Source organism: Pseudarthrobacter sp. CC12 (genome assembly GCF_039907755.1).
GTDB lineage: Bacteria > Actinomycetota > Actinomycetes > Actinomycetales > Micrococcaceae > Arthrobacter > Arthrobacter niigatensis.
This window is the reverse complement of record NZ_JARDJH010000038.1, coordinates 1-24,583: the sequence shown is the minus strand read 5'-3', so window position 1 is coordinate 24,583 and position 24,583 is coordinate 1. Positions and strand designations below refer to the sequence as shown.

Genomic DNA, 24,583 nt, shown 5'->3' with positions numbered 1-24,583 from the left:
GCTGTTCCCGGCTCACGCCAGCGCGGAGGTCTGCGGCCGGTGGCCTGATGAGGCCTGGTGGTCCTCTGCGATCGCCTCGTGATGGCGGATCACCTCACCGATGATGAAGTTGAGGAACTTCTCCGCGAAGGCCGGGTCGAGGTGGGCGTCCTCGGCAAGCCGGCGCAACCGGGCGATCTGGGCGGCTTCACGTCCGGGGTCACCGGCGGGGAGCCGGTGGGCCGCTTTCAGGAAACCCACCTTTTGCGTGGCCTTGAAGCGCTCCGCGAGAAGGTAGACCAACGTGGCATCAATGTTGTCAATGCTGGAGCGGATGGACAGCAGTTCAGCCATCACCGATTCGTCCACGTGGCCTGCAAGCGAGCTGGCGGATGGATCAAAATCGTCGGCGCCAGGAGAGCTGGGGGTGTGCTGCGTCATGGCTCCAGTCTATGGGAGCGGAGGGAGCCGCCGCGGGTGTGAAGCGCCGGTGCCGGCCGTCTGCCGGTACCGGCGCTTCATGCTGCGGCAATCCCGGGGTCAGATGCCCAGGAGTGCCCGGTGTTCCTCACGCCGTTTTGCCTGTTCAGCCGGGTCGGGCACGGGCAGGGAGGCGATCAGCCGCCGCGTGTAGTCATGCTGCGGGTTGCCCATGACCTGGCTGCCGATCCCCTGTTCCACGAGCTTGCCCTTGTACAGGACGCCGACCCAGGAAGACAGGATGTCGACCACTGCCAGGTCGTGGCTGATGAACAGGCAGCCAAAACCAAACTCCTCCTGGATGTCCCTGAACAGCCCCAGGACCTTCGCCTGGACCGATACGTCCAGGGCCGACGTCGGCTCATCAGCGATCAGCAGCCGCGGGTTCAGGCTCAGGGCACGCGCCAGCGAGGCCCGCTGCCGCTGGCCGCCGGAGAGTTCGTGCGGGTAGCGTCCCGCGTACGACGCCGGCAACTGGACCGATTCCAGCAGCTCACCGACGCGCTTGCGCGCCTGGGCCGGGCTGGGATTTGTGTGGATGACCATAGGTTCGGCGATGCATTCCCCGATGGTCAGCTGCGGGTTAAAGGAGGCGGCGGGGTCCTGGAACACGAAGCCGATGTCCTTGCGGAGCGGCTTGAAAGTGCGTTCGCGAAGGTTCAGCATTTCATAGCCGAGCACCTTGAGGCTTCCGCCGGTGGTCCGGTTGAGCCCGGCGATGGCCCGTCCGATCGTGGTCTTCCCGGACCCCGATTCGCCCACCAGGCCGAAGACCTCACCCCTGGACAGGGTGAAGCTGACGCCGTCCACGGCCTTGAAGGCCGGCGTCCCGAGCCGCCCGGGATACTCGATCACCAGGTTGTCGGCAGCAACCAGCACTTCCTCGTCCTGGTAGCGCCGCTCGGTGAGGCCTTCCGACGCCGAGTTCCGGCCAAGGTGCGGCACCGCGGCAAGGAGGTTCCGGGTGTAGTCCTGCTTTGGTTCAGCGAACAGGGTGTTCGCCGGGGCTTCCTCGACGATGTCGCCCTGGTACATCACCACCACGCGGTCCGCCAGGTCCGCCACCACGCCCATGTTGTGCGTGATCAGCACGATGGAGGTGCCGTACTTGTCCCGCAGGTCCCGGAGGAGTTCCAGGATTTCCGCCTGCACGGTGACATCCAGGGCGGTGGTCGGTTCATCGGCCACAATGAGCCCTGGGTTCAAAGCCAGGGCTGCGGCGATCACCACGCGCTGCTTTTGGCCGCCGGAAAACTGGTGCGGGTAGTAGTTGACGCGGTGCTCAGGGTCGGGGATACCGACTTTGCCCAACGCTTCGATGGCACGGGCCTTGGCTTCCTTCGCGGATACCCGCCCCCCGCCGTTGGCATTGGCGTGGGCGCGAATCCCCTCGGCGATCTGCCAGCCCACTGTGAATACGGGGTTCAGGGCCGTCGACGGCTCCTGGAACACCATGGCCACGTCCCGGCCGCGGATCTGGCGCAGCCGGCCGGGGCTGAGGCTGATCACGTTGGCGCCGTTGATCAGCACCGCACCGGAGCTGACCGCCGTTTCCGGAAGCAGGCCCAGGATGGTCTTGGCGGTGACCGTCTTTCCGGAACCGGACTCCCCCACGATGGCAAGGACCTCGCCCGCCTTGACCTCGAGGCTGACATCCTTGACGGCGTACACATCGCCGCCGTCCGTAGCGAACGTGACCTTCAGGTGATCGATATCGAGGACTGTCTTCCGGTCCGGATCCTGCCGGCCGGGCACGGGATCACTGCTGATGGTCATTGTGCTCTCACTTCCAGTTCAATTGCCGCCTGCGCGGCGGAGGGACCACCGTCATCCTTGCGGCCCGACCGCTTGCGGCCGCGGAGCCGCGGATCGTTGAGGTCGTTGATGCTCTCGCCCACCAAGGTCAGCCCGAGGACTGTCCAGACGATGGCCAGGCCCGGGAACAGCCCCGTCCACCAGATGCCGGACGTGGTGTCCGCGAGCGCCTTGTTCAGGTCGAAGCCCCATTCCGCCGCCGAGCTCGGTTCGATGCCGAATCCGAGGAAGCCTAGCCCGGCCAGGGTCAGGATGGCTTCGGAGGCGTTGAGGGTGAAGATCAGCGGAAGGGTCCGGGTGGCATTGCGGTAGATGTGGCGGGTCATGATGCGGATGTTCGATGCGCCCACCACTTTGGCGGATTCGACGAAGGGTTCAGCCTTGAGCCGGATGGTCTCGGCGCGGATCACCCTGAAGTACTGCGGGATGAAAACTACCGTGATGGAGATGGCGGCAGCCATGATGCCGCCGAACAGGCTGGACTGGCCCCCGCTGATGACAATGGCCATGACGATCGCGACCAGCAGGGATGGAAAGGCGTAGATCGCGTCCGCCACGACCACCAGGATCCGGTCAAGCCATCCCCCGATGTAACCGCTCACCAGGCCAAGGATGACACCGGCAAAAATGGAGAGCACAACAGCCACGATGATGACCAGGAGAGCCGTTTGGGTTCCCCAGATGACACGGGAGAGGACGTCGTATCCGCCCACCGTGGTGCCCAGGAGGTGTTTGCCTCCAGGTGCCTGTTGGGTGGGGAAACTGCCGTCGGCGTCCGACAGTTGGGCAAAGCCGTAGGGCGCCAGCAGCGGCGCTGCCAAGGCTGTGAGCAGGAAGATACCGGTGAGGACGAGTCCCACCACCAGCATGAAGCGTTGCAGTCCGACGCTCTTGTTGAAGTGGGAAACAACCGGCAGCCGCCGGAAGAAGGATGCCCGCGGGTTGGCCACGGGTTCCAGGGCGGTCTCGGAAGTCATGTCAGTACCTCACGCGGGGATCGATCAGCGCGGCGATGATGTCCACGATGAAGTTGGTGACGGCAACGATGACGGCCAGCAGCACCACAATGCCCTGGACGGCGACAAAGTCGCGCGCCGTAAGGTAGTTGGCCAGCTGGAAACCGAGGCCTTTCCATTCGAAGGTGGTCTCCGTCAGCACGGCTCCGCCAAGGAGGACAGCGATCTGCAGGCCCATGACCGTGATGATCGGTATCAAGGCCGGTTTATAGGCGTGCTTGGTGACCAGCCGGAACTCGCTGACGCCGCGTGAGCGGCCAGCTTCCACGTAGTCCTTGCCGAGCGTGCCGATGACATTGGTCCTCACCAGGCGCAGGAAGACCCCGGCCGTCAGGAGGCCAAGGGCCAGCGCCGGAAGGACGGCGTGGGATATCACGTCGCTGAGGGCAGCCATGTTGCCACTGCGCAGGGCGTCCAGCCAGTAGATACCGGTGGGGGCTTCCAGGGCTGTGAGGGACAGTTCAGTCCTCGTCCCGGCACGGCCGGCGACCGGCAGCCAGCCCAGCCATACGGAAAACACCAACTTGAGCAGCATGCCGGCGAAGAAGACCGGGGTGGCGTAGAACAGGATGGCCAGGATCCGGAGCACGGCATCCGGCAGATGATCACGACGGTGGGCGGCGATCATCCCGAGCGGAATGCCCACCACCAGGGCGACGATGATGGCGTTGATGGCCAGCTCCAGGGTGGCGGAGCCGTAGGTGGTCAGCATCTCGGTGACCTTGCGGTTGTCCGAGAGGGTGGTGCCGAAGTTGCCCGTGACCAGTTGCCCCAGGTATTCGAAGTACTGCGCCAGCAGGGGCCGGTCGTAGCCGGCGGCATGGATTCGTTCCTGCAGTTGCTCCGGGGGAAGCCGGCCGCCCATGGCGGCCGTGATCGGGTCACCGGTGATCCGCATGAGGAAAAACACCATGGTGACGAGGATGAGGATAGTGGGGAAGATCAGCAGGAACCGGACCAGGATGTACTGGCCCAGCCCACCGCCTGACTGCTTTTTCTTGGGTGGAAGGAGAGCGTCGGCGTCACTGGGTGGCGCGTCAATCAAAGTTGTCATCGGTACCTGGATTCGTGGTGACCGGGAGCCAGCATTCCCCTCGGTGCTGGCTGGTGACGGGCGAAAGGCGGGACGCCGTTGCGGCGTCCCGCCTTTGGGCCGTCAGAGCCCGATGGGGGTGGAGTGCTTACTTGGACAGGACGCCAAGGCGGGTCTTGAAGGACGGGTCAAGCGTCTTCTCAACACCCTTGACGTCCTTCCCTGCCACCAGCAGCTGCGAGCCCTGGAGCAGCGGCAATGTCGAGAGGTCCTTGGCAACCGCCGTCTGGACATCACCGATCAGCTTCTGCCGTTCAGTCTTGTCCGGCGTGGTGAGCTGCTTCTGCACGAGGTCCGTGACAGTGGGGTTCTCGTAGTGGTTCTTCAGGAAGTTGCCCGGGATGAAGAACGGCGTGAGGTAGTTGTCAGCATCCGAGTAGTCCGGGAACCAGCCCAGCTGGTACACGGGGTAGGCGTCAGCGGTCCGGGCCTTGGAGTACGTAACCCACTCAGTGGACTGCAGGTCAACGGTGAACAGCCCCGACTTCTCCAGCTGTTCCTTGACCATGGCGTACTCGTCACCGGACGACTTGCCGTAATGGTCCGGGTTGTACTGGAGCTTGATGTTCACGGGGCCGGTGACGCCGGCATCGGACAAGGCCTTCTTGGCCTTGTCCAGGCTGGGCTTGCCGCTGCCGTCGCCGTACAGGTCCTTCATCGGCTGGCTTGCGCCAGGCAGACCATCGGGGACCACGGAGTACGCCGGGACGTAGGTGCCCTTGTAGACCTGGTCGGAGATGGCCTGGCGGTCCACGATGTCAGCCATGGCCTGGCGTACGGCGAGGGCCTTGGCAGGGTTGGCTTCGGGAGTCTTGGCTCCGAAGGGCATCGTGTCAAAGTTGAAGACGATGTAGCGCAATTCGCCGCCCGGGCCCTTGTAGACCTTGACCTTGGAATCCTTGTCCAGGTCCGCGGCGTCCGTCGCTGTCAGGCTGCGTCCGGCAACGTCGATGTTTCCGCCCTGGACATCCAGTTTGAGGTTGTTGGAGTCGGCGTAGTACTTGATGACGGCACTGTCATTGGCCGGCTTGCCCAGCAACCCGCTGTAATCCGCGTTTGCCTTGAGGCTGACAAGTTCGTTCTTCTTGTACGAATCGATGGTGTAGGGTCCCGCGAAGGGCTTGGCAGCAACGATGTCTTCGTCGCTCATCACCTTGTCGGCCGGGAAGACTTCCTCATCGATGATGGGGCCGGTGTTCGTGCCCAGGACGCTCGGGAACACCTGGTCGTTGCCCGCCTTGAGGTTGAAGACCACGGTGGTGTCATCCTTGGCGTCAACGGACTTGAGGTTGGAGAGCAGTGACGCGGGCCCGTTGGGATCGTTGATCTTCAGTACCCGGTCGTAGGAGAACTTCACGTCCGAGGCAGTCAGCGCGTGGCCGTTGGCAAACTTCAGGTTGGGCTTGAGCTTCACCGTGAATTCGGTGGGCGCCGTGAACGACGCCGACTCCGCGATGTCCGGGCTGACCTCGGCAGAACCGGGCTTGGAGTTCATCAGGAACGGGTAGACCTGGTTCATGACCAGGAAGGAGCCTGCGTCGTAGGAACCGGCGGGGTCGAGGGTGACGACCTTGTCCGTCGTTCCGAAGGTGATGGCACCGCCGCCGCTGCCGCCGCTGGCCGTCCCCCCGCCGCCGCCGCCCGATGGCCCGGTGCAGGCTGTCAGGGCCAGGGCGGAGATGCCTGCCAGCGCGATGGCGCGGTGCAGGGCCGTTGTGCTCTTGATCATCTGTGAACTTCTTTCCGATGAGTACGCGCACGCCGCGGTCACAGGTTGATGGCCCCGGACGCCGGCGTGCAGTGCTGATTCCTAGATTGAATCAGAGAGTCAGCCCTCGGGACTGCCGTTTCTGTGAGTTCGAACACAATATTTTCTTAAAAGTTACCCGGCAGGGTCCGGCAGCCCCCGGCGGAGGAGGGTACCCGGGCATGACAAAGCGCCACCCCGGGAAAGCCGGAGTGGCGCTTTAGGGGCCTGGGCTAAAGCGTTGCCCGCTGCAGCGACCGTGCGGCGTCTATTGTCGCCTGGCCCAGCACGCGGCTGCCCTGGTACAGCACTACCGTCTGGCCCGGCGCCACGCCGCGCAGCGGGGTCACCAACCGGACCACCAGCTGGGCGCCGGCTTCGCCGGACGCGGCAGGCTCCATCCTGGCGGTGGCCGGGACGGGATCCCCGTGCGCCCGGACCTGCGCATAGCAATCGAATTCGGCCCCTGTTTCTACCTCGTCGATGGGAAGGCCGGCCCAGGAGACCTTGATGCCGCGGATCTCGTCGATGGCCAGCAGGGCCTCCGGGCCCACCACCACCTTGTTTTCCTTGGGCCGGATTTCCAGGACGAAGCGGGGCTTTCCGTCAGCTGCCGGAGTTCCGAGCTTGAGCCCGCGCCGCTGGCCGACAGTGAAGGCGTTGGCCCCGGGGTGCTCCCCGACCTTGGCGCCGGTCTCATCCACGATGTCGCCGGAGGTCATCTCGATCTTTTCGGCAAGCCAGCCGGCGGTGTCGCCGTCGGGAATGAAACAGATATCGTGGCTGTCCGGCTTGTTGGCCACGGAGAGGCCCCGCCGCTCCGCCTCTGCCCGCACCTCGGCCTTTGACGGGGTGTCTGCCAGCGGGAACATGGAGTGCTTGAGCTGTTCATGTGTCAGCACCCCAAGGACGTAGCTCTGGTCCTTGGCCCAGTCCGCGGCGCGGTGCAGTTCCCGGTTGCCGTGGGCGTCTTCGATCACCTTGGCGTAGTGGCCGGTGCAGACGGCGTCGAACCCGAGGGCAATGGCCTTCTCCAGCAGGGCCGCGAACTTAATCCGTTCATTGCAGCGCATGCAGGGGTTGGGGGTCCGGCCGGCGGCGTATTCGTCAATGAAGTCCTGGACGACGTCTTCCTTGAAGCGCTCGGAGAAGTCCCACACGTAGTAGGGAATGCCCAGCACATCGCAGGCCCGCCACGCATCCCTGGAGTCCTCGATGGTGCAGCAGCCGCGGCTGCCCGTGCGCAGGGTGCCAGGCATCCGCGAAAGGGCCAGGTGGACGCCGACGACGTCGTGCCCGGCCTCTACTGCGCGGGCGGCGGCAACAGCGGAGTCCACTCCGCCGCTCATGGCTGCTAGTACTCGCATGCTGGCTTTCTGTCGGGGGATGCTTGCTGTCCGGGGCCGTGCTGGACGCATCGGCGGCGGAAACGATCTTCGCCTATCTATTCTACGGCGGCACGCAAATCAGCTGGTGGCGGGGTGCGCATCCACGGCCATCAGGCGCCGCGAAGGGCCTGCCGCGCCTGCGTCCCTGCGGTCTGGATCGAGGATTCGTGCCCGGCCATCCCGGCCTGGCGTGCCCGTGCGTACGCGTCCGGGAGCGCTGCGAGGAGGGCGTCGACGTCGGCCTGCGTGGAGGCGTGCCCGAGGCTGAACCGCTGGGCACCGCGGGCCGTCTCCTCGTCCAGGCCCATGGCCAGCAGCACATGCGAGGGGCGGGGCACCCCGGCCGTGCAGGCCGAACCCGTGGACGATTCGATGCCGGCCAGGTCGAGGAGGAACAGCAGCGAGTCCCCTTCGCAGCCCGGGAAGGTGAAGTGCGCATTGCCCGGAAGCCGGTGGTCGCCGGGGGCCCCGCGAAGAACCGCCTCCGGGACCCGCTCGCGGACACCGTCGATCAGCCGGTCACGCAGGGCAGCGATCCGCGCCGCTTCAGCGGGCAACGAAGCTGCAACGGACTCCGCAGCGGCAGCAAAAGCGGCAATGGAAGCGGTGTCGAGCGTGCCGGAGCGGACATCCCGCTCCTGGCCGCCGCCATGCTGCACCGGTGTCAGTTTGACGGCCCGCCCCAGCAACAGCGCGCCAACCCCCACCGGACCGCCGATCTTATGTCCGGATATCGACATGGCGTCGAGTCCCGAATCCTTGAAGTGCACCGGCACCGAGCCGAACGCCTGGACCGCATCGGAGTGAACCGGCACGCCCACAGCGTGCGCCAGTTCCACGATGCGCCCGATCGGCTGGACGGTGCCCACCTCGTTGTTGGCCCACATGACGGTCACCAGCGCCACGGTGCCGGGATCGCGGGACAGCTCGGCTTCGAGGACCTCGAGGTCCACCACTCCCTCTCCGTCCACGGGCAGCCACACCACGTCGGCGCCTTCGTGGCGTTCCAGCCATTCAACGGTGTCCAGCACTGCATGGTGTTCGACGGCGGAGCAGAGGATGCGCCGGCGCTTCGGGTCTTCTGCCACCCGGGACCAGTACATGCCCTTCACGGCGAGGTTGTCCGCCTCGGTGCCTCCGGATGTGAAGATGACCTCTGAGGGATGGGCCCCTGCCGCCGCGGCAATGGCCTCCCGTGCGTCCTCGACGGCACGGCGCGCCCGGCGTCCGGATCCGTGCAACGACGAAGGATTGCCGGTCCGCGCCAGCTCACGCGTCAAGGCGGCGAGCGCGGCCCCCGAAAGGGGCGTCGTGGCGGCATGGTCGAGGTAGGCGGGCATTCTCAAATTCTATCGCGGCAGGCCGGTGTTCCTCCGGCGTGGCGGTCAGCTGCCGCCGGTAACCCGCGCGCAGCAGTGGCCCGGCACAGGGACAACACGCTCCTCGGGAGCGCCGCAGCCCACCGCTGCGCCGCGCAGGAAAGCACCGTTCATGTCGCATACCACTGCCGCATGGGCCCGCGACAGCCGGTGGAAGGGGCAGTTGGGCAGCAGGTATCCCCCCTCCCCGTCCGGCTCTGGTTGGTAGCCCGCTTCCGCCAGGAACTCCTCCAAGCCTGCGGAACCTGCCGCCAGTTCCCGGCCTTTCCGGAATGCGACGGCGCGTAACGCCTCCCCCACCGCCAGACCTTGTGACTGGGTGTCCTCGATTGCCGCAGCCATCAGCTCCCCGGCAAGGTCGTAGTTCCGGTCCGGCACGGAGGCTCCCACCTCACTTCCAACCGGCCGGTACATCTTGGCGGGGCGTCCCGACCCCGGTCCCGTCCTGCCCGCAGGCTTGTGGAATTCCACGGCCAACAGGCCGTCCTGGACCAGCCTGTCCAGATGGAAGGAAACGGTGCTGCGCGCCAGTCCTGCGGCTTCAGCCACTTCGTCGCGCCCCACGGGACGGGCAGATGCGGCGACCAGTTCGAAAAGCTGCAGCCTCTTGGCATCCGTCAGCGATGCAACTGCCGCGACCCGGTCCGCCCAAGGAAGTCGGTACATGGTGTCTCCAATTCCAAAGTCAAGATCTCTTGATTATAGACCGTTGAGTTTCTAAAATTAACATACCTACTTTTAGAAGGAGAGCATCATGAAATCAGCATCCGCAATGAGGGCCCAGCATGCGCCATCGACAGTGCCGCCGGCTCGGCAGGCGTTCCTGCTGCTGCGAACCGTGTTCACCGTGGCACCGATCCTTTTCGGCCTGGACAAGTTCACCAACATCCTCACGCACTGGACCATGTACCTGGCACCCCAGGCCACGGCCATCGTCCCGCTGCAGCCGCAGACCTTCATGTACATCGTGGGAGTGGTGGAAGTCATCGCAGGCGTGGCAGTGGCGGTGCGCCCCAAGTACGGCTCGGTGATCGTGGCCGCGTGGTTGGCAGGGATCATCGTCAACCTGCTCCTGCTGGGAAGTTTCTACGACGTTGCCCTGCGTGATTTCGGCTTGCTGGTCGGCGCCCTGGCCCTGAACCGGCTGTCAGTGGGGGCAGCCCGGACCGCTGCGTGATTCCGGCAGCATTGCCAGGCGAGCGGACACCGCAGCCCCATGGATCCGCCGGCAGCTGAGCCCTCCAGCCGCCGGCGGTTTCCTGTTTCAGGACCTGTCGTTACTCACGGGGCCGGAGGCACCAACGGCAGGTAGCGGACGACGTCCTGGCGGGCAGCATCCAGGGTTGCCGCGTCCGGACAGGATACGGAGAGGTAGGCCGACGAACCGGCAGTACCAAAAAGCCGTGCCAGCACCTCCGTGGAACGTCCGCCGGGAACGGCCTGCTCCAGCGCCAGTACTTCCACGTTCCGGCCTGGAGCTTCGGGCGTGCCGCCCCACTTCAAGGTTGCCGTCTTGAGGTAAGAAGGCTGGATGGCCGCATCCAGGTACTGGAACAGGGCAACGGTGGATTCCCTGTCATCTCCACGGACCAGCGGGGCCTGGCCGGTGCTGGTCCGGGTGGCAACCACGCAGCCATCGGCCTTCGCGTATTCGCTGCCGCCAGCCACGTTGTCCTTCACCATCCGCCACCCTGGTGCGCCCTTGAGGTCATCGGAAATCCCCACGGCCGTCCCGGGAGCCAGGTCGCCGCCGGCAGCGAAAGGCATGTCACGCGCTGCCACCGCGGCGGCATCATGGCCCGGAGTGATGGTTGGAGTGGCCAGGACCGGGGTACTGGCCGGCGCCGGGGTGGCCGAGGGATCCCGGACGTCCACGCTGCACCCGCCCAGAAGCAAGGCTCCCACGCAGCCAATGGCAAGAGGCACTCCCCCGCGCCGTCCCCTGCCGGCCCGCTCCGCCGTCGTCGGCATGTCCATCTCCATTCCGTTACATCCCCTCCGGCCCGTGTCCGCACCACGCAGGCACGAGTCTAGACTCCGGCCTCCCGGGAACCGGCAGGCCCGGCCTGTTCGTTGTCACCGCAGGCACCGTCCACGCTGGCTAGACTGGGCGGGCACTCCGCTTTCCGGCCGGGAATCGGAAAGCCGGGCACCAAGAGAAGGAAGATTGCTTGACCGAGAGCAGCAGCTCCCATTACCAGGTCCTTCGGGTGGCCGTCACCGCCACCGAGAAAGAAATCAAGGTGGCCTACCGGCGCGCGGCCAGGACGGCGCACCCGGACCACGGCGGTGATGCCGCAACCTTCCGCCGGGTAACCGCCGCCTATGAGACCCTGATCGACCCGCAGCGGAGGAAGGCCTACGACCGTTCCTATGGCGCGGGCACGGCGCGTGACGGTGCGTCCGACGCCGGCGCCCACTTTGACGCGCCGGCCGCCGGCAGCCGGGCGTCCGCCACGGTCCGCAGGCCCGACAACGGCCGGAACACGGCAGGGGACGCGCCCGTCTACGTTCCGCCCTACGAAGGAACCGACGTTCCCCTTATCCCCCTGGCGCAGGCCCGGCAGCAAGTGCACGGGATGCCGCGGAAGCGGGGAATCTTCGGCGCGGAGGCCCGTATCCAGCGGGAAATGCGCACCGTCCAGCTGCTGACCCGGCAGGTGCTTCCGGCCATCCCTGCGGCACGGCTGATCAACGGGCTGCAGTCACCGGCGGACAACAGCCATATCGACCACGCCATCCTTTCCGGCTACCGGCTGGCCCTGGTCAACTCGATGCTCCTGCCCAAGGGCGCCTACGCCTGGGACGGCCGGACCCTCAACCACGGTGGCCGGGCGGTGGCACCCCCGCAGCTGGCCCGGGTGGTCTGGGCCATGCAGGACATTTTTCCCGAGCTCAACGTCACTGGCTGGACGGTAGTGCACAGCCCCGACGGCAACCTCCACGAACCGGTGATCGACCACCACCGCCGCCCCGCTGGAGCGCTGGAAACCGTCCAGATCGTCAACGCGGCGGGCATGGTGCGCGGGCTGAAGGAATTCCTGGCGTCCGGGCCGGCCCCCAATACCGTGAACATCCCGGTCCTGGCCAGGCTGCTGCGCGGCATGCACTGAGGCCGGGTGGCTAGGATGGGGAGGTGTTCCGCATCCTTTTCCATGAACCAGAAATCCCCGGCAATACCGGCAACGCCATCCGCCTTGCCGCCATCACCGGCGCCGAACTTCACTTGGTGGAACCCTTGGGCTTTGACTTTTCCGACGCCAAGCTGCGCCGGGCCGGCCTCGACTACCACGACCTCGCCGTTGTCACCGTCCACAAGAGCATCGAGGACGCGTGGGAGCACCTGCAGCCCGAACACGTCTACGCGTTCACGTCGGACGGCACCACCAGCTACACGGAGGTCGCCTACCGTCCGGGTGATGTCCTCATGTTCGGGCGCGAATCGGTGGGCCTGCCGGCGGAGCTGAAATCGGATCCGCACGTGTCTGCCACGGTGCGCCTGCCCATGCTGCCGGCCCTGCGTTCCCTGAACCTTGCCAATGCCGCCTCGATTGCGGTGTACGAGGCCTGGCGCCAGCAGGGCTTCGCCGGCGCAAAAACCTAGAATTCCATTTGGGCCGGAGTCCCCCGGCCGGGCTGGAATGAAAAACTTTCCGGCCTGCCCATCCGGCCTGTCCGCGGCGCCGAATGACTTTTGAAGACATTCGAGCGGACCAAGGAGCGGCAGGTGACTCTACTGAAGGCAGCTTCCAGGCCGGACCACCGCATCCGGCACGGCACTGCTGAGGATACGCCGCCCCGGGACTTATGCTTGGACGTAATGGAAACTCCCAACGCGCCGAACTCAGAAGGCTCCGCCGCGGTGACTGACCCACCTGCAGACCTCAGCCAACGCCTCTCTGCCCTTCTGGCAGGCATTGCCCGCGGAGACCAGGCGGCGTTCGCCGAGTTCTACCAACTCACGTCCCGCAGGGTCTTCGGCATGGCCCGCCGCGTCCTGATCGATCCCGAGCTCAGTGAAGACACCACGCAGGAAGTCTTCCTGCAGGTCTGGCAGAACGCAGCAAAGTTTGATCCACAGGCGGGAAGCCCCCTGTCCTGGCTGATGACCATCGCCCATCGCCGGGCCGTGGACAAGGTCCGGTCGTCGCAGTCCGCCACGGACAGGGAAGCCAGGTACGGTGCCAGCACGCAGGAAATCGACCACGACACCGTGTCCGACGAAGTGGGCAGCCGGCTGGAGGCCGAAGCCGTGGTCCGCTGCCTGGGAACGCTGACCGAAACACAGCAGGAGTCCGTGCGCCTGGCCTACTACGGCGGCCTGACCTACCGGGAAGTCGCCGAACGGCTCAATGCCGCAGTTCCCACCATTAAGTCCCGCATCCGCGATGGACTGATCCGTTTGAAGACCTGTCTGGGGGTGAGTTGAGTTGAGTGGAATGGATGAAAACCGTGATGGCCGTTCGCGGGCCTTCGGGGACACCGTGGCCATGGACCTTGCGTCCGGGCATGCCGTGGACCTCGCTGAGCTCTACGCCCTCGATGCGGTGACGGAGCAGGAACGCGAGGCCATTGACAGCTACATCGCCACCGCCCCGGAGACCGAGCGCCGGGCCTTCCTTGAGCGCGTCCGGCAGTCCCGGGAGGCACTGGTCCGCACTTTCCGTGCGGAGGAGGAACCGCCGTCGGACCTCTTCCAGCGGATCATCGCCCAGCTTCCCGCCCAATCGCCGGACCAGGACGGACTCTCCGGCGGAGACGCGCCGGCGCCGGCCGCAGGCGCGGCCCCTGCTCCGCAGCAGCGGCCACTCGACGAACTGGCGCAGGCCCGCAAGCGCCGCGAGGAACGGCGGGGCCCGTCCGGCACGCGGCGCTGGCTGATCGGCGTGGCGGCGGCAGCAGCGATTGCCTTGGGCGGTGTGGGTGTGGGCTCATACCTGGCTGACCAGAACGATCCCGTCAACCAGGTGGCAAGGGCCAACGACCTCCGCGAAGCGTCCGTAAATGTGGCAGGCGGGGGCAAGGCCACCCTGCTGATCTCAGCGTCCGAGGACGCAGCCGTGGTCAAGATGAGCGGCGTGCCCGCTCCCCCGGCCGGCAAGGTCTACCAGATGTGGCTGATCCCCAAGGACGGCTCCGCGCCGGTCTCGCAGGGGTTGATGGATGAGCAGGCCCTGTCCAAGCCTGCCGTAGTCCAGGGCATCCACTCCGCGGCATCGCTGGGCATCACCGTCGAGCCCGCGGGTGGCTCCAAGGCCCCCACCCTGCCGACGGTCGCAGCGGCTCCGCTGGGCGCATAGCACCCTTTATCAACGCACCGTGCCCCGCTCCTTTGCACCAAAGGAGCGGGGCACTTTTTGCGTGCTTCAGAATCCGGCGATGGTACCGGGTCCGTTGATTGCCACCACGTGGAACGCCTCCGCGCTGCGCCCCTCGGGGAAGCCTGCCCTCACGGCGTTCAGGCGCATGCCCCGGCGGACGGTGGCCTCCATGGCCGCCACGTCCGGATGCTGGCTGACATGGACATGGATGGCGGCCAGCTTCGCGTCCACTTGGTCGGTGACGTCGACGAAGTGGTTCTCCCGTTCCCCGGGGCCGGCGTAGAGCCAGAGCCATGGCAGCTTGTACGCTTCCAGGCCTGCTTCTGCCAGTTCAGGGTAGGCAAAGGGATTCTCGAGGGCCGGGTACACCGCGCGGGTTACCGCCTCCCCCACGGCCAGGTGGTCGGGATGGCTTTTTTGGATCCGCTCCCAGTTCCGTTCCGGGTGCATGGCAAGGACGACGTCGGGACGGATTTCGCGGATCAGCCGCACTACCCCTTTCATCACCTCGTGCGACGGTTCGAGGTACCCGTCACGCTGGTGGAGGTAGTGGATGTCGGTGACGCCTACCAGCTCCGCGGCCCGCCGCTGCTCCGCGTCGCGCATGGCGATAATGTCCGCGCGGTGGGCCGGATCAAAGCCGCCGGCGTCGCCGTCGGTCATGATGCAGTAGCTCACCTGTACGCCGGCAGCGGTCCACGCGGCGACAGTACCCGCAGCGCCGAAGTCGATGTCGTCAGGATGGGCCGCGAAACAGAGCACCCGCCCAACCCGGTGGATGTCCGGGTTGAACGGGCTCTGCGCCTGATCGTGGGAGGCTGTCAACGATTCAGCCTTTTCGCTTCTTGATCTCGGCGGCGGCCTGCGGGAGGACATCGAACACGTCGCCTATGATCCCGAAATCGGCGATCTCGAAGACCGGGGACTCGGCGTCCTTGTTGATGGCAACGATGACCTTGGAGGTCTGCATGCCGGCCTTCTGCTGGATGGCACCGGAGATGCCTGCCGAGATGTACAGCTGCGGAGAAACCGTCTTGCCGGTCTGTCCCACCTGGGCGTCGTGGCTGATCCAGCCGGCGTCCGTGGCCGCACGCGATGCACCCACCGCAGCTCCCAAGGCATCAGCCAGTTCCTCGACCGGACCGAAGTCGCCGTCCATGCCGCGTCCGCCGGCCACCACGATGCGGGCATCGGTGAGGTCCGGGCGGCCGCTGGCCACCTTCTGCTCGCGGGCAGTGATGCGGGCGGCGGCGGCTACCGCCGGTACCTCCACGGATACCGTTTCGGGCGTGGTGGGTGCGGGGGCGGGTTCCGGTACCACGTTGTTGGCCTTGAGGGTCAGCACGGAAACGGGCGTCGTGGCCCTGCAGGCGGTCGTGTAGGAGCCGGCCAGGACGGACTTGTGTGCGGTGCCGTCCGGATCCACGGCGACGACGTCGGTGATGACGCCGGCGTTCAGTCGGATGCCCAGCCGTGCCGCAATTTCCTTGCCTTCCGGTGAGTTGTCCAGGAGCACAATGCCGGCGCCGGTGCTTTCGGCAGCGGCGGCCAGGTAGGCGGCTTTGGGCGCCACCAGGAAGTCATCCAGGTTGTCCGTTGCCGGGCGCAGGATGGCCCCCACCCCGTACTCGCCGAATGTGGCGGCGGCGGCGTCGGACAGGTCTCCGTTGAGTGCCACGGTGCTCTCGCCCAGGGAACGGGCCAGGGTCAGCAGTTCGAGGCTGCTCTTCTTGAGCGAGGCGCCGGGGTTGTCGATGAATACAAGTACATTTGCCATGTCGGTGTCCCTCTTAGAGCAGCTTCTGGGCGGCCAGGAAGTCAACCAGCTTGATGCCGGCGTCGCCCTCGTCGGTGATGATGGTGCCGGCTGTCCTCGGCGGCCGCTCTTCGGCGCTGGTGACGGTGGTCCAGGACCCTGCAAAGCCAACCTGGGCGGGGTCCACACCGATGTCTGCGAGGGAGAGCGTGGTGATGCTCTTGCGCTTGGCGGCGATGATGCCCTTGAAGTTGGGGTACCGGGGTTCGTTGATCTGGTCCGTGACGGAGACGACGGCGGGCAGCGGCGCCTCTACCGTTTCGGACGTGGTGTCTGCATCGCGGCGGGCAACCAGCCGGCCGCCGTCGACCTCGAGCGTGGAAGCGAAGGTCACCTGGGGAAGCCCCAGCCGCTCGGCCAGCTGTGCCGGCACCAGGGAGGTCTCTCCGTCGGTGGAGGCCATGCCGGTGAGGACCAGGTCCACCCCGCCCAGGTGGCGGACGGCGGCGGCGAGCGCAAGCGAGGTGGCTGCGGCATCCGAGCCGGCCAGGGCGTCGTCCGTGAGGTGCACGCCCTCGGTGGCACCCATCTGCAGGGACTTCTTGACCGCGTTGACAGCTCCGGCAGGGCCCATGCTGAGGGCGATGACCTGGTTGCCCGCCTTGCTTCCGCCCCTTGCTTCGGCGAGCTGGAGTGCGGCCTCAAGCGCGTACTCGTCAAGCTCGGAAAGAATGCTTTCGTCGCGGTCCGCGGTGTACCCCTCCCCGTTGAGGTGGCGGTCGAACTGGGCGTCCGGTACATGTTTGACCAGGACTACGATCTTCAATGTCTCTTCCACTGTTTCTGCAGCAGCCTTCCATGCTTGTGGACAGCCAGCCGGGTGGGACGTGGCCGCGATATGCCCGGCAGGCGGGTAAACCCTAGCTAACCATATCGGCGGCGTCCCGCGCCCCCTTCCATTAACGCCTGTGTCAGGCATTTTGCCGGGGCAGCAGAACGACGGCGGCGCCCCCTTTGGTGGGGACGCCGCCGTCGTCATGGCTTGCGTTGGTGGTGTCCTGCCTCAGCTGGCGGCCGCACCCAGCGTGACATCGAAAGTCTGCTCGCTGCCGCCGCGCTGCACGGTGATCTTCACCTTGGATCCCGCCGGCTGTTCGCGGACGGCCGCGGTCAACTGGTTGGGTTCGCCGATGGTGAGGTCGTTGAACTTGGTGATCACGTCACCCGCCTTGATGCCGGCCTTCCCGGCCGGTGAGTTGGCGTCCACGGTGGCGACATCGGCCCCCACCGAGAACTCGGAGTTTGCGCCGGAGGATGTCTTGGGCTTGACGCTGACACCCAGCTGGCCGTGGGAGGCCTTGCCCGTGTCAATGATCTCCTGGGCCACCCGCTTGGCGTTGTTGATGGGGATGCTGAACCCGACGCCAATATTGCCGCTTTGGGACGTTGATGTGCCGGACCCTGCGGAGGCGATGGCCACGTTGACGCCAATGATCTCGCCCTTGCTGTTTACCAGGGCGCCGCCGGAGTTCCCGGGGTTGATGGCCGCATCAGTCTGGATCACGTTGATGGCGATGGATCCCTGGCCGGCGCTTTGCTGGCTCTGGCCGCCGCCCGGAGGGGCGAACTGGAAGCCCTGGTCACCGCCCTGGCTGTTGTCGCCGCCCTGCGGGGCAGCCGACGAAGCGACGCTGATGGTGCGGTTCAGGGTGGAGACGATGCCGTCCGTGACCGTACCCGTCAGGCCGAGCGGGGAACCGATGGCGATGGCCGTATCACCCACGTTGAGCTTGGAGGAGTCCCCCAGTGTGGCAGGAGTGAGGCCTGACGTGTCATCCACCTTTATCACGGCGAGGTCGGACAGCGGGTCGGTGCCCACCAGCTTCGCGGGCAGGACCTTCCCATCGCTGGTGCGGATTTCCAGGGTGGCGTTCGCGGTCTGGCCGTCGAGGGTCACTACGTGCGTGTTGGTCAGGATGTGCCCCTGGTCGTCCAGGACGATGCCCGAACCGGTACCCCCTGAGCCGCCGCTCGTGGCGCTGATGGTGACGACGCTCGGTGAGGCCTTCACCGCAGCTGCCGTAATAGCGTTCACGTCGTCCTTGTTGTTGACGATGACCGTGCCGGGCTGGTTGCTGCTGCCCACGGTTGAGGCGCTGGAGCCAGTGTGTCCGAACAGTTCACCGGAGCCCACCGTTGCCACGCCGCCACCCACGAGGCCTGCTGCGAGGATGCTTGCCACGAGGGTTCCTACGCCAAAGCTGGCCTTGCGGCGCGGCGCATCCTGGGGGTTGGGAGCCAGGCCTACGCTGCCGTTGGGCGCACCATGGCCCGTGCCGTGCATGGGCTGGCCGTACTGGTGCTGCTGCTGGCCGTACTGTCCGGACTGGCCGTAGAAAGGCTGCCGCTGCGGGTAGACGGGCCGCGGGGCTCCCGGGAGTTCCTGGGTATGGTTGCCGTTAGCTTCCGGCCGGTCCAGCCGTTCCGTGTTGTTCTGCGGCGCGGCGCTGTCCTGGGGTGCGGCGCTGTTTGGGCCGCCCTGGCCGTACCGCTGGTCACCGGCGCCGTATCCGCGGTCCTGGCCCTCGCCGGCAGCGCCAGTGCTCCCATGCTGCGTGCTGGCCGGGCGGTTTCCGGGCTGCTGCGGGACCTGCTGCTGCCAAGGGCTCCGGCTGCTCCCCTGGTTGTCCTCCGGGACCGGTCCTGGGGTTTGATTCTCAGTCATGGGACTTCCTTTCATCCTCGTCTGCCATTAACTATGACCCGTCCCGCTGGAACAAGCTCGGATGTTTGCTGAAAGCTTCCTGAGCGCCAAGCGGACCCGCGCACCGTTTCGCTGGCGGCATATTCGGCCGCATGGACTGGCTGTGGGGTGCACCATAGAATCAAGATGAATTGCCACAGCGACCTGCGGCTTCACACCAAGCGTGGGGGCGCTGCTGGATTCGACGACTGATTCGTCCCGAATCGGTGTCAGGCGTGCTGAAGGGTTGCACATGCGGTCAAAGTTCAAACGTATCCTCGCCGTGATCGGCCTTGCCGGGCTGCTTGCGGTCCCCGCCGGTGCTGCCTGGGCCGAAGACCCGGTAACCATTCCCCCCGGAACCAACATCGTTGACAATGCCAACGTTCTGGGCAACCGGAAGGGTGAGGTCCAGGATGCCATCCAGAAGCTGCTGAAGGACCACAAGTACAACCTTTACGTTGTCACCGTGAAGTCGTTCGAGAACCCTTCTGATCCCACCGCCTGGAGCCAGGCCGTGGCCACCTCCAAGGGCATGGGCAAGGCGGACGTCATCCTCGCCATCGCTACCGACCAGGGCAAGTACTACTTCTCCCCCAACTCGGCCAGCGCCATCTACTCCAAGCGCAGCAACATCACCCAGAATGCGGTGGTAGCCAACCTCGCCGGCGGCAAGAAGGACTACGCCCAGGCGGCCATTGACACCGCTGCCGCTGTAGGCGATGCCGCCGGCGGCGGAAGCGGCAGTGTCTCATCGGGTGGCGGTGCCGGCGCCGGCATCCTGGTGGGGGCAGGCGTGGTGGTCGCCGGTGGCGGCGCCTACCTGTTTTACCGCAACCGCCGGAAGAAGGCTGCAGGGCAGGCGGCATCCAGCGGAAGCTACGGCCCGCAGGGCGCCGAGCTGGACCCGCTGGCATCGCTCAGCGTCGAGGAATTGCGCCGCAAGAGCGGTTCCCTGCTGATCGAAGCGGATGACGCCATCAAATCCAGCGAGCAGGAACTCGGCTTCGCGCAGGCGCAGTACGGGGATTCCGCCGTCGGAAACTTCACCAAGGCCCTGGACGAAGCTAAAGCCCACATGACGGAATCCTTCAAGCTGCAGCAGCAGCTCGACGACCACATTCCGGATACGGAGGAACAGCAACGGACCTGGCTGGGCGAGATCATCCGCCGCTCCGAGGCCGCCCTCGAATCCCTCCAGGAGCAGAAGGCCGATTTCGATTCCCTGCGCGAGCTGGAGAAGAACGCACCCCAAGCCCTGGCAGCCGTCAACGCCGGGGCCCGCGAGGCCGACGGCAGGATCTCCAGCGCCGAAAACTCCCTGCAGGAAATGCGGGCCAAGTACGCGGACAGCGCGCTGGCCCAGGTCTCGGACAACATCGTGCAGGCCAAGGAACGGCTGGCCTTCGTGCAGAACGCTTCCGAAACCGCCCAGCAGAAGCTCAGTGAGGGTGAAGGAAGCCTGGCCGCCGTGGCCGTCCGCGCGGCCGAGGAAAGCCTGCACCAAACCAACGTCCTGGTGGAAGCGATCGCGAAAGTGGCCGCCAACCTTGATAAAGCACGGAACGGAATCGAAGCGGCCGTCGTGGACACATCCCAGGACCTGGCCCAGGCAAAGGCCATTATCCAGTCCGGCGCCCATCCTGAGCTGGCTGGTCCGGTAGCCGCGGTGGAGGCCGCCCTGGCGCAGGTGAAGTCCGAAATCCAGGGCGGACGGATCGACCCCATTGCCACCCTGCAGCGGGTTGAAACCGCCCACCAATCCTTGGACCAGGCCCTTACCGGAATCCGTGACCAGCAGGAACAGGCCCGGCGTGCGCAGGCATCCCTGCAGCAGACCATCATGTCGGCACAGGCCCAGATCAGCGCCACCTCCGACTACATCACTGCCCGGCGCGGCGGCGTGGGCACCGAGGCACGCACCCGGCTGGCTGAGTCCCAGCGGAACCTCGACTACGCGCTGTCCATCTCCCGCACCGATCCGGTGACGGCGCTCACCTACGCACAGCAGGCACATGCCCTGGCAGCGCAGGCCGCGCAACTGGCGCAGGCCGATGTGGACCACTTCGACGGGTACGCCAACCAGGGCTTCGGCCGCGGCGGCATGTTCGGCGGCGGAGGCGGCGGCGGACTGGGCGGCGCCATCCTGGGCGGCATCCTGATCAATTCCATCCTCAACGGGGGCCACGGAGGCTGGGGCGGCGGCGGTGGCGGCAGCTGGGGTGACGGCGGCGGCGGTGGCGGCTGGGGCGGGGACTCAGGTGGATTCGGCGGCGGCGATTTCGGCGGCGGCGACTCCGGCAGTTTCTAGAGACTTCCGCCGGACACGCCGGAAGATCCCGGCTGGCGGACAGACGCAGGACACCACTGTGCACCGGTTCCAGTGGTCAACACAGAGCAGGACGAAAGGCAAACACCATGGTTAAACAGTCCATTTTCGGCCGGATCGCGCAGCTGGCAAAGGCGAACATCAACTCCTTGCTGGACAACGCCGAAGACCCGCAGAAGATGCTGGACCAGATGGTCCGCGACTACACCAACAACATCGCGGAAGCCGAGTCGGCCGTGGCGCAGACCATCGGCAACCTCCGGATGCTGGAAGACGACTACAACGAGGACGTCAAGAACGCCCACGATTGGGGAAACAAGGCACTTGCCGCCTCGCGCAAGGCAGACGAATTCCGTGCGGCCGGCGACGTAGCCGACGCCGAGAAGTTCGACAACCTGGCCAAGGTTGCGCTGCAGCGCCAGATGGCGGCCGAAAGCGAAGCCAAGGGTGCCGAGCCCAGCATTGCCTCCCAGCGTGAAGTGGTGGACAAGCTGAAGACCGGCCTTGAGCAGATGAAGAACAAGCTCAACCAGCTGACCAGCAAGCGCAACGAGCTCGTTGCCAGGTCCAAGACTGCAGCGGCGCAGTCCCAGGTCCATGACGCCATCAAGAGCATCGACATCATGGACCCCACCAGCGAGGTTGGCCGCTTCGAGGAAAAGATCCGCCGCGAAGAAGCCAAGGTCCGCGGACAGCAGGAGCTTGCAGCCTCCAGTTTGGACGCCCAGTTCAACCAACTCGAGGACCTGGGCGAGCAGACGGAAATCGAAGCCCGGCTGGCGGCCCTCAAGGCCGGAAACTCCAAGCCGGCTCTTGGCGCCGCGAGCCCCGCATCGACCGGATCCACCGTCGACGAAGCCGACTTCGACAAACTCTGAAGTCCGGAGCAGGGCTTCGGCGGAATGACGGCAATGGCCGGGACCGGGGTCCCGGCCATTGCTGCGTCCGCTGTGTGTAGCGTGGTGCCATGACTTCTTCCGATGGCACATCCCTGGTCTGGCTGCGCGATGACCTGCGACTGGACGACAACCCTGCAATGGCAGAGGCCGCCCGCCGGGGCGCACCACTGACGGTGGCCTACATCCTGGACGAGGAATCCGACGGCGTGCGGCCCCTTGGCGGGGCTGCGCGCTGGTGGCTGCACCACTCCTTGGCCGCACTGGCCGCAGATCTTGAAAGCAAGGGATCCCGGCTGGTCCTCCGGCGTGGTCCGGCCGGGGACGTCATCAAGGACCTTGCCGTCCGGACGCAGGCAAGCCACATCTTCTGGAACCGCCGCTACGGGCAACCCGAACGCACTGTCGACGCCGGGCTCAAGGACTGGGCGGCCGGGAACGGGATTGAGGCCGCCAGTTACCAGGCGAACCTCCTCTTCGAGCCCTGGACGGTGAAGACAGGGGCGGGTGGGCCCTACAAGGTCTATTCGCCCTTCTGGCGGGCGTGCCTGGCATCCCAGGACATCCGTGACCCCCACGAGGCACCGGACGGGTTGCCTGGTCCTGCGCCTGCCGGGAAAGGCCTGCCGGGCAGCGAGACTCTCAGCAGTTGGGAGCTCCTGCCATCCAAACCCGATTGGAGCGCCGGACTTGCCGCCACGTGGATACCCGGCGAAAAAGGGGCCCTGGACCGGCTTGAGGACTTCCTTGACGGTCCCATCGAGGAATACGGCACAGGCCGGAACCTGCCTGGAACCGAGGGCACCAGCCGGCTGTCACCGCATCTGCGCTTCGGTGAGGTGAGCCCGTTCCGCGTGTGGCGGGAGATCCGGCGCCGTCATCCACGCAAGGTGCCCTCGGACGTAGGTACCTACCGGGCCGAACTGGGCTGGCGGGAGTTCAACTGGCACCTGCTGTACCACAACCCCGACCTGGCCACCCGGAACTTCCGGCCCGCCTTCGACAACTTCCCGTGGGCCTCCCCCAACCGTCAGGAGCTCACCGCGTGGCAGCAGGGAAACACCGGCTACCCCCTGGTGGACGCCGGCATGCGGCAACTCTGGCAGACAGGTTGGATGCACAACCGGGTGAGGATGGCCGCCGCTTCATTCCTGGTCAAGAACCTGCTGACCGACTGGAGGATCGGGGAGGAATGGTTCTGGGACACCCTGGTTGACTCCGACGCTGCGAACAACCCCGCCAACTGGCAGTGGGTGGCGGGCTCGGGCGCGGACGCCTCACCGTACTACCGGATCTTCAACCCGGTGACCCAAAGCAAGAAGTTCGACGCCGACGGCCGCTACCTGCGGGCCTTCATCCCCGAACTCCGGGAACTCAAAGGCAAGGAAATCCACGAACCATGGGCAGCGGACACCGACGGCTACCCCCAGCCGCTCGTGGACCTGCCGGAATCCCGGGAGCGGGCCCTGGACGCCTACCAGACGATCAAGAACGCCTGACCGCGCCGGATCCGCGTCAGCGGCTGACTTTGCCCATCAGGGAGGCGATGGGCCGCAGGAAGATCGGCCGGGCCAGGAACCAGGCTGCCACCATGACCGCCACGGACGCGGCAAAGACCCAGAACCCGAACCAGCCGTCGTCGTCGCTCCCCCCGTACATGTGGTTCAGGTTCCGCAGCGCACCCGTGGCAAGCACCAGGAAGACGTGGACCACGATGAACGCCACAAAGTAGACCATCACCGGGAAATGGACCGCGCGGGCCCACTCGATCGGGTAGGCCTTGTTCAGGGCCGGCGCCTTCTTGGGCCACGCCGACGACATCCGCAGCCCGGTGATGAACGCCAGTGGCGCGGCGATGAAGACGGTGGCGAAGTACGTAAGGAGCTGCAGCGCGTTGTAGTTGATCCACCCGTCCTCGGTGGGCCAGTCCAGCGACGCGTACTGCAGCGCGGCGGACACGGCATTAGGGAAGACATCCCAGCTGGTGGGGACTATGCGCATCCACTGGCCGCTGGCGAAGAGCAGGACCGCGAACACGAGCCCATTAAGGATCCAGAGCGCATCCAGGGTCAGGTGAAACCAGAGCTCGAGGCTGATCTTGGTAGGAGCGTTCCTGGTACGGATCAGGCCCTTGTTGTTCCGGGTCCAGTGACCGCTGGGGCGCGTGGTGGTCCGCACCTGCCACCCGGTACGGATGATCAGGAGCAGGAAGAACGCGTTAAGGAAGTGCTGCCACGCCAGCCATGCCGGGAAGCCCACGGGCGCGTTGTCCGGCAGCTGGGACTGGCCCGGATAGTCTGCGAGGAAGGATGCCACGGCCGGCAGCCCCACGATCAGCCTGGCGACCAGGACCACCAGGACCAGTGCCACAAGGACGGCGGGAACCATCCAGTAAAGCCGGGACCGCTTACCCGTCGCGGAGCCGGGCTTCTTGGTGGGTGTGGCCATCGAACAACATACCTCTCAGGAATGACTGGGGGCTGCCCGCAGATCGCGGACCCTTCGAAAGAGAATACTAGGAACTGGCCGCTTCCAAGGAAAAGGAAAGGCCCCGGCCGGCATAATGAACTGGTCCCCGAAAGTTGGACTCGTAAATGTACGAGGTCAACTCTAAGGGCTTAGCTGCGGTTCTCGAAGAAGT

General features: G+C 66.0%; 22 protein-coding genes. 8 read left to right on the top strand and 14 right to left on the bottom strand.

Features of this window, described 5'->3' with window-relative positions; all coding sequences use genetic code 11:
* Positions 1 to 12: 12 nt before the first annotated feature.
* From PV772_RS19585 to PV772_RS19550, 8 genes are all read right to left on the bottom strand, one after another.
* Positions 13 to 420, bottom strand: a complete 408-nt coding sequence (locus PV772_RS19585; RefSeq protein WP_347887273.1) for a chorismate mutase — start codon at positions 418 to 420, stop codon at positions 13 to 15.
* 99 nt (positions 421 to 519) lie between these two features.
* Positions 520 to 2,235, bottom strand: a complete 1,716-nt coding sequence (locus tag PV772_RS19580; protein ID WP_347887272.1) for an ABC transporter ATP-binding protein — start codon at positions 2,233 to 2,235, stop codon at positions 520 to 522.
* A complete protein-coding gene (locus PV772_RS19575) occupies positions 2,232 to 3,251 on the bottom strand; it encodes an ABC transporter permease (protein ID WP_347887271.1) in 1,020 nt (339 codons plus the stop codon). Before PV772_RS19575 ends, PV772_RS19580 begins: the two co-directional genes overlap by 4 nt.
* Before the next feature lies 1 nt (position 3,252).
* Positions 3,253 to 4,344 (bottom strand): ABC transporter permease, encoded by a 1,092-nt coding sequence (locus PV772_RS19570; protein WP_347887270.1) that lies wholly within the window; start codon positions 4,342 to 4,344, stop codon positions 3,253 to 3,255.
* 127 nt (positions 4,345 to 4,471) lie between these two features.
* Complete coding sequence (locus PV772_RS19565; RefSeq protein WP_141181936.1) at positions 4,472 to 6,112, bottom strand: ABC transporter substrate-binding protein; 1,641 nt, start codon at positions 6,110 to 6,112, stop codon at positions 4,472 to 4,474.
* 251 nt (positions 6,113 to 6,363) lie between these two features.
* Complete coding sequence (mnmA, locus tag PV772_RS19560; RefSeq protein ID WP_347887269.1) at positions 6,364 to 7,497, bottom strand: tRNA 2-thiouridine(34) synthase MnmA; 1,134 nt, start codon at positions 7,495 to 7,497, stop codon at positions 6,364 to 6,366.
* Between the two features lie 131 nt (positions 7,498 to 7,628).
* Positions 7,629 to 8,858 (bottom strand): cysteine desulfurase family protein, encoded by a 1,230-nt coding sequence (locus tag PV772_RS19555; RefSeq protein WP_347887268.1) that lies wholly within the window; start codon positions 8,856 to 8,858, stop codon positions 7,629 to 7,631.
* A 45-nt stretch (positions 8,859 to 8,903) separates the two neighbouring features.
* Positions 8,904 to 9,563, bottom strand: a complete 660-nt coding sequence (locus tag PV772_RS19550) for a helix-turn-helix domain-containing protein (protein WP_141159949.1) — start codon at positions 9,561 to 9,563, stop codon at positions 8,904 to 8,906.
* A gap of 88 nt (positions 9,564 to 9,651) precedes the next feature.
* On the opposite strand from PV772_RS19550, the gene PV772_RS19545 reads away from it, so the two are divergent.
* Positions 9,652 to 10,074 carry a hypothetical protein gene (locus tag PV772_RS19545; RefSeq protein WP_347887267.1) on the top strand — a complete coding sequence of 141 codons (423 nt, stop codon included), beginning with the start codon at positions 9,652 to 9,654 and terminating at the stop codon, positions 10,072 to 10,074.
* Positions 10,075 to 10,178: 104 nt separating this feature from the next.
* Here PV772_RS19545 and PV772_RS19540 read toward each other — a convergent pair whose 3' ends face one another.
* Entirely contained in the window at positions 10,179 to 10,868 is a 690-nt protein-coding gene (locus tag PV772_RS19540) for a hypothetical protein (RefSeq protein WP_347887266.1), read from the bottom strand.
* 200 nt (positions 10,869 to 11,068) lie between these two features.
* Here PV772_RS19540 and PV772_RS19535 point away from each other — a divergent pair, with 200 nt between their 5' ends.
* From PV772_RS19535 to PV772_RS19520, 4 genes are all read left to right on the top strand, one after another.
* Positions 11,069 to 12,010: a J domain-containing protein gene (locus PV772_RS19535; protein ID WP_347887265.1), complete on the top strand. Its 942-nt coding sequence runs from the start codon at positions 11,069 to 11,071 to the stop codon at positions 12,008 to 12,010.
* Between the two features lie 23 nt (positions 12,011 to 12,033).
* Complete coding sequence (locus PV772_RS19530) at positions 12,034 to 12,501, top strand: tRNA (cytidine(34)-2'-O)-methyltransferase (RefSeq protein ID WP_347887264.1); 468 nt, start codon at positions 12,034 to 12,036, stop codon at positions 12,499 to 12,501.
* A gap of 216 nt (positions 12,502 to 12,717) precedes the next feature.
* A complete protein-coding gene (locus PV772_RS19525; protein WP_347887263.1) occupies positions 12,718 to 13,326 on the top strand; it encodes a sigma-70 family RNA polymerase sigma factor in 609 nt (202 codons plus the stop codon).
* A 10-nt stretch (positions 13,327 to 13,336) separates the two neighbouring features.
* A complete protein-coding gene (locus PV772_RS19520) occupies positions 13,337 to 14,197 on the top strand; it encodes an anti-sigma factor (RefSeq protein ID WP_347887262.1) in 861 nt (286 codons plus the stop codon).
* Positions 14,198 to 14,263: 66 nt separating this feature from the next.
* On the opposite strand, the gene PV772_RS19515 is transcribed toward PV772_RS19520, so the two are convergent.
* From PV772_RS19515 to PV772_RS19500, 4 genes are all read right to left on the bottom strand, one after another.
* Positions 14,264 to 15,043: a PIG-L deacetylase family protein gene (locus PV772_RS19515; RefSeq protein WP_347887261.1), complete on the bottom strand. Its 780-nt coding sequence runs from the start codon at positions 15,041 to 15,043 to the stop codon at positions 14,264 to 14,266.
* 4 nt (positions 15,044 to 15,047) lie between these two features.
* Entirely contained in the window at positions 15,048 to 15,995 is a 948-nt protein-coding gene (locus PV772_RS19510) for an electron transfer flavoprotein subunit alpha/FixB family protein (protein ID WP_141159942.1), read from the bottom strand.
* Positions 15,996 to 16,008: 13 nt separating this feature from the next.
* Positions 16,009 to 16,800 (bottom strand): electron transfer flavoprotein subunit beta/FixA family protein, encoded by a 792-nt coding sequence (locus PV772_RS19505; RefSeq protein ID WP_307357395.1) that lies wholly within the window; start codon positions 16,798 to 16,800, stop codon positions 16,009 to 16,011.
* A 237-nt stretch (positions 16,801 to 17,037) separates the two neighbouring features.
* Complete coding sequence (locus tag PV772_RS19500; protein ID WP_347887260.1) at positions 17,038 to 18,699, bottom strand: trypsin-like peptidase domain-containing protein; 1,662 nt, start codon at positions 18,697 to 18,699, stop codon at positions 17,038 to 17,040.
* Positions 18,700 to 18,970: 271 nt separating this feature from the next.
* On the opposite strand from PV772_RS19500, the gene PV772_RS19495 reads away from it, so the two are divergent.
* From PV772_RS19495 to PV772_RS19485, 3 genes are all read left to right on the top strand, one after another.
* Complete coding sequence (locus tag PV772_RS19495; RefSeq protein WP_347887259.1) at positions 18,971 to 21,028, top strand: TPM domain-containing protein; 2,058 nt, start codon at positions 18,971 to 18,973, stop codon at positions 21,026 to 21,028.
* A gap of 107 nt (positions 21,029 to 21,135) precedes the next feature.
* On the top strand, positions 21,136 to 21,924 hold the full coding sequence (locus tag PV772_RS19490; RefSeq protein ID WP_141159938.1) for a PspA/IM30 family protein: 789 nt from the start codon (positions 21,136 to 21,138) through the stop codon (positions 21,922 to 21,924).
* Positions 21,925 to 22,013: 89 nt separating this feature from the next.
* Entirely contained in the window at positions 22,014 to 23,441 is a 1,428-nt protein-coding gene (locus PV772_RS19485; protein WP_347887258.1) for a deoxyribodipyrimidine photo-lyase, read from the top strand.
* Positions 23,442 to 23,457: 16 nt separating this feature from the next.
* Here PV772_RS19485 and PV772_RS19480 read toward each other — a convergent pair whose 3' ends face one another.
* The gene (locus PV772_RS19480; protein ID WP_141181947.1) at positions 23,458 to 24,390 is read right to left on the bottom strand and encodes a cytochrome b/b6 domain-containing protein; all 933 of its coding nucleotides are present in this window, start codon (positions 24,388 to 24,390) and stop codon (positions 23,458 to 23,460) included.
* Positions 24,391 to 24,583: the final 193 nt, after the last annotated feature.

Bases quoted from the DNA above. Each gene is read 5' to 3' on its own strand.
- PV772_RS19500 (WP_347887260.1), bottom strand. From the start codon at position 18,699: ATGACTGAGAATCAAACCCCAGGACCGGTCCCGGAGGACAACCAGGGG.
- PV772_RS19575 (WP_347887271.1), bottom strand. From the start codon at position 3,251: ATGACTTCCGAGACCGCCCTGGAACCCGTGGCCAACCCGCGGGCATCC.
- PV772_RS19495 (WP_347887259.1), top strand. From the start codon at position 18,971: ATGCGGTCAAAGTTCAAACGTATCCTCGCCGTGATCGGCCTTGCCGGG.
- PV772_RS19585 (WP_347887273.1), bottom strand. From the start codon at position 420: ATGACGCAGCACACCCCCAGCTCTCCTGGCGCCGACGATTTTGATCCA.
- PV772_RS19550 (WP_141159949.1), bottom strand. From the start codon at position 9,563: ATGTACCGACTTCCTTGGGCGGACCGGGTCGCGGCAGTTGCATCGCTG.
- PV772_RS19570 (WP_347887270.1), bottom strand. From the start codon at position 4,344: ATGACAACTTTGATTGACGCGCCACCCAGTGACGCCGACGCTCTCCTT.
- PV772_RS19540 (WP_347887266.1), bottom strand. From the start codon at position 10,868: ATGCCGACGACGGCGGAGCGGGCCGGCAGGGGACGGCGCGGGGGAGTG.
- PV772_RS19480 (WP_141181947.1), bottom strand. From the start codon at position 24,390: ATGGCCACACCCACCAAGAAGCCCGGCTCCGCGACGGGTAAGCGGTCC.
- PV772_RS19580 (WP_347887272.1), bottom strand. From the start codon at position 2,235: ATGACCATCAGCAGTGATCCCGTGCCCGGCCGGCAGGATCCGGACCGG.
- PV772_RS19485 (WP_347887258.1), top strand. From the start codon at position 22,014: ATGACTTCTTCCGATGGCACATCCCTGGTCTGGCTGCGCGATGACCTG.
- PV772_RS19565 (WP_141181936.1), bottom strand. From the start codon at position 6,112: ATGATCAAGAGCACAACGGCCCTGCACCGCGCCATCGCGCTGGCAGGC.
- mnmA (WP_347887269.1), bottom strand. From the start codon at position 7,497: ATGCGAGTACTAGCAGCCATGAGCGGCGGAGTGGACTCCGCTGTTGCC.
- PV772_RS19510 (WP_141159942.1), bottom strand. From the start codon at position 15,995: ATGGCAAATGTACTTGTATTCATCGACAACCCCGGCGCCTCGCTCAAG.
- PV772_RS19555 (WP_347887268.1), bottom strand. From the start codon at position 8,858: ATGCCCGCCTACCTCGACCATGCCGCCACGACGCCCCTTTCGGGGGCC.
- PV772_RS19545 (WP_347887267.1), top strand. From the start codon at position 9,652: ATGAAATCAGCATCCGCAATGAGGGCCCAGCATGCGCCATCGACAGTG.
- PV772_RS19490 (WP_141159938.1), top strand. From the start codon at position 21,136: ATGGTTAAACAGTCCATTTTCGGCCGGATCGCGCAGCTGGCAAAGGCG.
- PV772_RS19525 (WP_347887263.1), top strand. From the start codon at position 12,718: ATGGAAACTCCCAACGCGCCGAACTCAGAAGGCTCCGCCGCGGTGACT.
- PV772_RS19520 (WP_347887262.1), top strand. From the start codon at position 13,337: ATGGATGAAAACCGTGATGGCCGTTCGCGGGCCTTCGGGGACACCGTG.